We start from the raw sequence: 5,800 nt of genomic DNA, 5'->3' as shown, positions 1-5,800 counted from the left end.
GTGGCCGCGGCGCACCCGCTGGCCGCCGAGGCGGGCTGGCGCATGCTGCGCGCCGGCGGCACGGCCGTGGATGCCGCCATCGCGGCCCAACTGGTCCTCACCCTCGTCGAACCCCAGTCCAGCGGCATCGGCGGCGGCGCCTTCTTGCTGCACTGGGACGGCCGGCGGCTCGACGCCTGGGACGGCCGCGAGACCGCGCCGGCGGCCGCCGACGAACGCCTTTTCCTCGATGCCCAGGGCCGCCCCTTGCCCTTTCGCGAGGCCGTCGTCGGCGGCCTGTCGGTGGGCACGCCCGGCGTGATGCGCTTGTTGGAGGCCGCACACCGCGCGCACGGCCGCCTGCCCTGGGCCCAGCTCTTCGAACCCGCCATCGCGTGGGCCGACGAAGGTTTTCCGGTCGGCGTTCGCCTGCACGCCTTGCTGCGATCCGATGAATCCCTGCGGCGCGACCCGGCCGCCGCCGCGTATTTCTACGGTCCCGACGGTCAACCCCATCCCGTGGGCCACCGGCTGCGCAACCCGGCCTTGGCGGCCATCTTGCGCACGCTGGCCCGCGAGGGGGCCGACGCCTTCTACCGCGGTCCGATCGCGCGCAGCATCGTTGCCAAGGTGCGCAGCCACCCCACCCGGCCCGGGCGCCTGAGCGAAGCCGACCTTGCCGCCTACCAGCCGCGACGGCGCGAGGCGCTGTGCAGCCCGTGGCGCAGCTGGCGCCTGTGCGGCTTCCCCCCGCCCTCGTCCGGCCACCTGGCCATCGCCCAGATCCTGGGCCTGCTCGAGCACGCTGCCCCGCCCGGCCCGGCGCGGGTGGCGGGGCTGCCCGGCCCCGACTTCCTGCATGCCTACGCCGAAGCCTCCCGGCTGGCCTTCGCCGACCGTGCCCAGTACGTGGCCGACCCCGATTTCGTCGCGCCCCCGGCGGGCCACTGGCCCAGCCTGATTTCACCGGCCTATCTGGCCGAGCGCGCCCGGCTGATCGGCCCCCGCGCGATGCCGCGCGCCCTGCCCGGACGCCCCGGCGGTCAGCCCAGCGCCTGGGCGACTCAGCCTGAGGCGCCCGAGCGCGGCACCTCGCATCTGTCGGCCATCGATCGCGAGGGCCGCGCCGTGGCGCTGACCACGACGATCGAGGACGCCTTCGGTGCCCGGCTCCTCGTCGACGGCGGCACCGGTTTGCCCGGCGGCTTCCTGCTCAACAACCAGCTCACCGACTTCGCCTTCGTGCCCACCGATGCCGACGGCCGCCCCGTAGCCAACCGCGTCGAACCCGGCAAGCGTCCCCGCTCGTCGATGAGCCCCACCCTGGTCTTCGACCGCACCAGCGGCGAGCTCGTGCTCAACGTCGGCTCGCCGGGCGGTTCGCTGATCATCCATTACACCGCCAAGGCCCTGCTGGGCACCCTGGCCTGGGGCCTGGATGCGCAACAAGCCCTGGACCTGCCGAACTTCGGCACCACCGGCGGCCCGCTGCTGCTGGAGGAAGGACGCTTTCCCCCCGGCACGCTGGAGGCGCTGCGCCGGCGCGGGCACACGGTGCGCGAGGCGCCCATGACCAGCGGCGCCCAGGCCCTGCAGCGCCACCCCCGCGGCTGGCTGGGCAGCGCCGATCCGCGCCGCGAAGGCGCGGTGCGCGGCGAGTGAATCCTCAACGGCTCGCCACCGGCCGCCCCTGCGCGGCCAGGGCGCGGATCTGCGCGGCCGCTGCATCCAGCGCCTCGCGCGGTGCGCGACCCGCGTTGATCTCGCGCAGCGCGGCAGACAGGTGCTGCCAGAACCAGGTCATCTCGCTGTTGCTGGGCATGGGCCGGCCCGCGTAGATCGCCTCCATCGAGGCACGCACCCGGGCATCGGCATACAGGCGCCAGAACATGCGGCGCGAAGCCGGCACCCCCAGGGGCTTGTCGGCGTTGATGGCCTGCAGGCTCTCGGGCCGCAGCAAATGGTTCTCGATGAAGTCGATCGCCCACGCGCGATGCGGCGTGCCCTCGACCACCATCGCCCCCAGCACCCCGACAAAGGGCCTGGCCGGCTTGCCGCCCAGCGTGGGCAGCGGGGCCACCCCGAAATCGATACCGGCCGCAGCCAGCCCCTCCCAGGCCCAGGGGCCGGTGATCCACATCGCCTGCTGGCCGTCGCGCATGTCAGCCTCGGCCTCCGAGTAGCTCAAGCCGCCCTGCGGGATCACGCCGGCGGCCATCAGTTGCTGCAGGTACTGCCCGGCCCGCACCGCGCCGGGATGGTTGATGCCCGTGTCGCGCGGCTCGTAGCTGCCGTCCAAGCGGCGCTGGAACACATAAGCCCCGCCGGCGGCCATCAGCGGCCAGGTGAAATACGGGCTGCCGGTCTCCCAGCCCAGGGCCCGGATGCCCTTGGGCTTGAGTTTCTCGTGCAGGGTCAGCACCTCCTCGAAGCTCGACGGCGGCTGGCCGACCAAAGCCTTGTTGTAAACCAGGGCCACAGCCTCCACCGACAAGGGATAGCCCCACAGCTTCCCGCCCTGGGTGAAGCCGTCCCAGGCCACCTGCACGATGTCGCTGCGCACGCTCTCGCCCGGCTGCACCGGCGCGATCCAGCCGCGCTGGATCCAGTCGCCAATGCGGTCATGGGGCCAGATCCAGATGTCCGGCCCGGCCGCACCGCCCTCCTTCATCACCGCCTCGAAACGATCGACGGCCTGCTCGAAATGCTGCACCACCACCTTGCGCCCGGTGCGCTGGGCATAGGCCTGCGCCACGCGGCGCAAGCCCTCGTGGCCCTTGTCGGCATTGATCCAGACCGTGAGCGGGTCCTCGGCGGTGCGGGCACGCGCCGGGAGCGGCCACGGCCCTGCCAAACCACAGGCCCCCAGGTGTAGAAGTTTGACTACATTTCGCCGATCTCTGCGCATGCCACCTCCTCGGAATCCAGCGTTCCAGGCGGCGCAGTCTATGGGCGGAAAAATCTCTGAAAATCGGGGTTCTCCCGCGGCACGGAGGGCGAGCGGCCACGGCTTGCGCGTACGAGGCCTTGACGAACTACAGAAGAAGTATTTTTACTACATCTTTGTCAACGCGACGCTCGATGCGCAAAGCGCGATCTGCCCCCCTGCGGGCGGTAGACTCCCGGCGTGATCCCTCCCGGCTTCAAACAGGACCTGCTCGCCCGCCTCGACATCGTCGAGATCGTGGGCCGTCACGTCCAGCTCAAGAAGGCCGGCATCCACTTCAAGGGCCTGTGCCCCTTCCATGGCGAAAAGACGCCGAGCTTCATCGTCAGCCCCTCGCGTCAGACCTATCACTGCTTTGGCTGCGGCGCACACGGCAACGCCATCGACTTCCTGATGGAACACGACGGCCTGGGCTTCATCGATGCGGTGCGCGAGCTGGCCCAGCAAGCGGGCTTGGCCGTGCCCGAAGACGACAGCAGCCCCGAGGAGCGCGCACAGGCTCAGCAGCAGCGCGAACGCCAGCACACGCTCACCGAGGTGCTGGAGCGCGCGGCCGCCCATTACCGCAAGCAGCTCAAAGCCAGCCCACGCGCCATCGACTACCTCAAGCGGCGCGGCCTGACCGGCGAGATCGCCGCACGCTTCGCCCTGGGCTATGCGCCCGAGGGCTGGCGCACGCTGGCCAGCGCCTTCCCCCGTTACGACGACCCGCTACTCGAAGAAAGCGGCCTGGTGATCGTGCAGGGCGAGGGCGACGAGGCCCGCCGCTACGACCGCTTTCGCGACCGCGTGATGTTTCCGATCCGCAGCGTGCGCGGCGAGGTCATCGGCTTCGGCGGACGGGTGATCGACCAGGGCGAACCGAAATACCTGAATTCCCCGGAGACCCCGGTGTTCGTCAAGGGCCGCGAGCTCTACGGCCTGTACGAGGCCCGCCAGGCGCTGCGCCAGCTCGGCTACGCCCTCGTGGTGGAGGGCTACATGGACGTGGTCGCCCTGGCCCAACTGGGCTTTCCCAACGCCGTGGCCACGCTGGGCACGGCCTGCACGGCCGAACATGTCCACAAGCTCCTGCGCTTCACCGACACCGTGGTCTTCAGCTTCGACGGCGATGCCGCCGGCCGTCGTGCGGCCACCCGGGCACTGGAGGCGGCCCTGCCCCACGCCACCGACACCCGCACGATCAAATTCCTCTTCCTGCCGCCCGAGCACGACCCCGATTCCTACATCCGCGAGCATGGACGTGAGGCCTTCGCCCTGTGCGTGGCGCAGGCCGTGCCGCTGTCGCGGCAGATCCTGGACACCGCCCGCGAAGGCCTGGACCTGGGCAGCGCGGAAGGCCGGGCCCACATGCTGGCCGCCGCCAAACCCCTGTGGAACGCCCTGCCCGAGGGCGTGCTCAAGCAGCAGATCCTGTCCGACCTGGCCCAGGCCGGCGGCCTCCACCCACCCGACCTGCTCGCGCTGTGGCAGGGCCGCCCCCCAGCGCCGGGGCGCGGCGGCGACGGCCCGGGGCGCCGCACCGGCTGGCGCTCGCGCGAGGAACCGCCCCGTCCCAGCGGCCCGCGCAAGGCCCCGCCGGGGCCGGCCGAGCAGGCGGTGCGTCTGCTATGGCTGCACAGCCCCTGGTGGGACCGCCTCACCGGCGAAGACCACGAGCTGCTGCATGCCCTGCCCGCCCCACTGGGCCCGCTGTGCGCCTGGCTCGAACGCCACCTGGCCGAGCACGGCCCGCAACCCTGGTCGGCCCTGGACGAGGCGCTGTCGGGCCACCCCCTGCACGAGGCGGCGCGCCGGCTGGCCGGAACCATCCACCCGGACGACAACCTCGGCTTTTCGGACCTGCGCGCCCTGCTCGACCGCCTGATCATCGAGCGCCTCAAGGCCGAGGAGACACGGCTGATCGAACATGCTGCCCGCGATCCGGCCGCACTGCAGCACTATCGCGAGGTCCACGAGCGCCGCCGCCGCCTCGAGGCCGCGCGTGCGGCCGAGGCCGGCTCCTGACCCACCCCTCGGACCGGCCGCGTCCGGCACCAGGGTCTTTGACGGATGGGCCCGTGTCGACGATAATGCTAGGTTTATTGATGCGGCAAGAGTGACAGCAGATCCTGGGGGCCCCGGCCACCCGCGACACGGGTTCCATATCCAGGCCACCCCGACCCCGCCAGGTCTGCCATCCATCCCCGTTCACGCCAGCTTGCCCTCTTGAGTCGACACCTGCCGGCCTTATCTAGGTCTTGCGGTGTCGACCGGTTTCGTTCGTGCATCGCCTGCGTGTCGCCCCGGCCCTTGCGGCCCGCGCCCGGCTGCTGCACCGGCCGAGGCCACCCGCCCCAGACCATCCGAGGAAACGCATGACCGCCAAGAAAAGTGCCAGCTCCAAGGCGTCCGCTCCCAAAGCCGCCGCTGCCGAAACCGCTGCCGACAAGAAAAAGACCGCCAAGGCTGCGGCCGTGACGGAGGCCCCGGCCAAGGCCGCCACTTCCGCGAAATCGGGCGGCACCCGTGCCGCCAAGACCGGCGAACGCCGCATTGGCGGAGAGGGTGCTGTTGACGATGAACAAGGTGGCGTCCTGGTCGTTGTAGATTGCGCCGCCGAAGCCCATGCCGCCCACGCCGCCCTGGGCCACATTCTGCGTGAGCGTGGAGCTTGTGATTGCGACGGTTCCCTGGTTGAAGATCGCTCCGCCCAGTGCGTCGCCGTTATCCTGGGCGCTGCCGCCGGTGAGCGTCAGATACACCAGTGTCAGGTTGCCGCCAGGCTGCACGGCGAACAGCCGCATGCCGCCGTCCGCATTTTGAGCGATGGTGATGCCGTCGTCGCCGGTCAGGCCGGTGATCGTGATGTCGGTCGTAATGAGAAACGCGGGC

3 protein-coding genes and 1 pseudogene are annotated in these 5,800 nt (G+C 71.0%); 2 read left to right on the top strand and 2 right to left on the bottom strand.

The window, feature by feature from the left end; translation table 11 throughout:
- On the top strand, positions 1-1,641 hold a 1,641-nt coding region (locus ACK42S_RS15085; protein ID WP_409709302.1), incomplete at its 5' end, for a gamma-glutamyltransferase family protein.
- A 4-nt stretch (positions 1,642-1,645) separates the two neighbouring features.
- On the opposite strand, the gene malE is transcribed toward ACK42S_RS15085, so the two are convergent.
- Entirely contained in the window at positions 1,646-2,833 is a 1,188-nt protein-coding gene (malE, locus tag ACK42S_RS15080) for a maltose/maltodextrin ABC transporter substrate-binding protein MalE (protein ID WP_409709299.1), read from the bottom strand.
- 273 nt (positions 2,834-3,106) lie between these two features.
- Between malE and dnaG the strand changes: the two genes are divergently transcribed.
- Positions 3,107-4,933, top strand: coding sequence for a DNA primase (gene dnaG / locus ACK42S_RS15075; RefSeq protein WP_409709296.1), 1,827 nt, complete (start codon positions 3,107-3,109; stop codon positions 4,931-4,933).
- Between the two features lie 74 nt (positions 4,934-5,007).
- On the opposite strand, the pseudogene ACK42S_RS15070 reads toward dnaG, so the two are convergent.
- A pseudogene (locus ACK42S_RS15070) lies at positions 5,008-5,800 on the bottom strand (hypothetical protein); the annotation flags it as partial.

The sequence above is a fragment of the Caldimonas sp. genome (genome assembly GCF_046289365.1).
Classification (GTDB): Bacteria; Pseudomonadota; Gammaproteobacteria; order Burkholderiales; family Burkholderiaceae_C; genus Caldimonas.
This window is presented reverse-complemented; position numbering and strand designations above follow the sequence as displayed.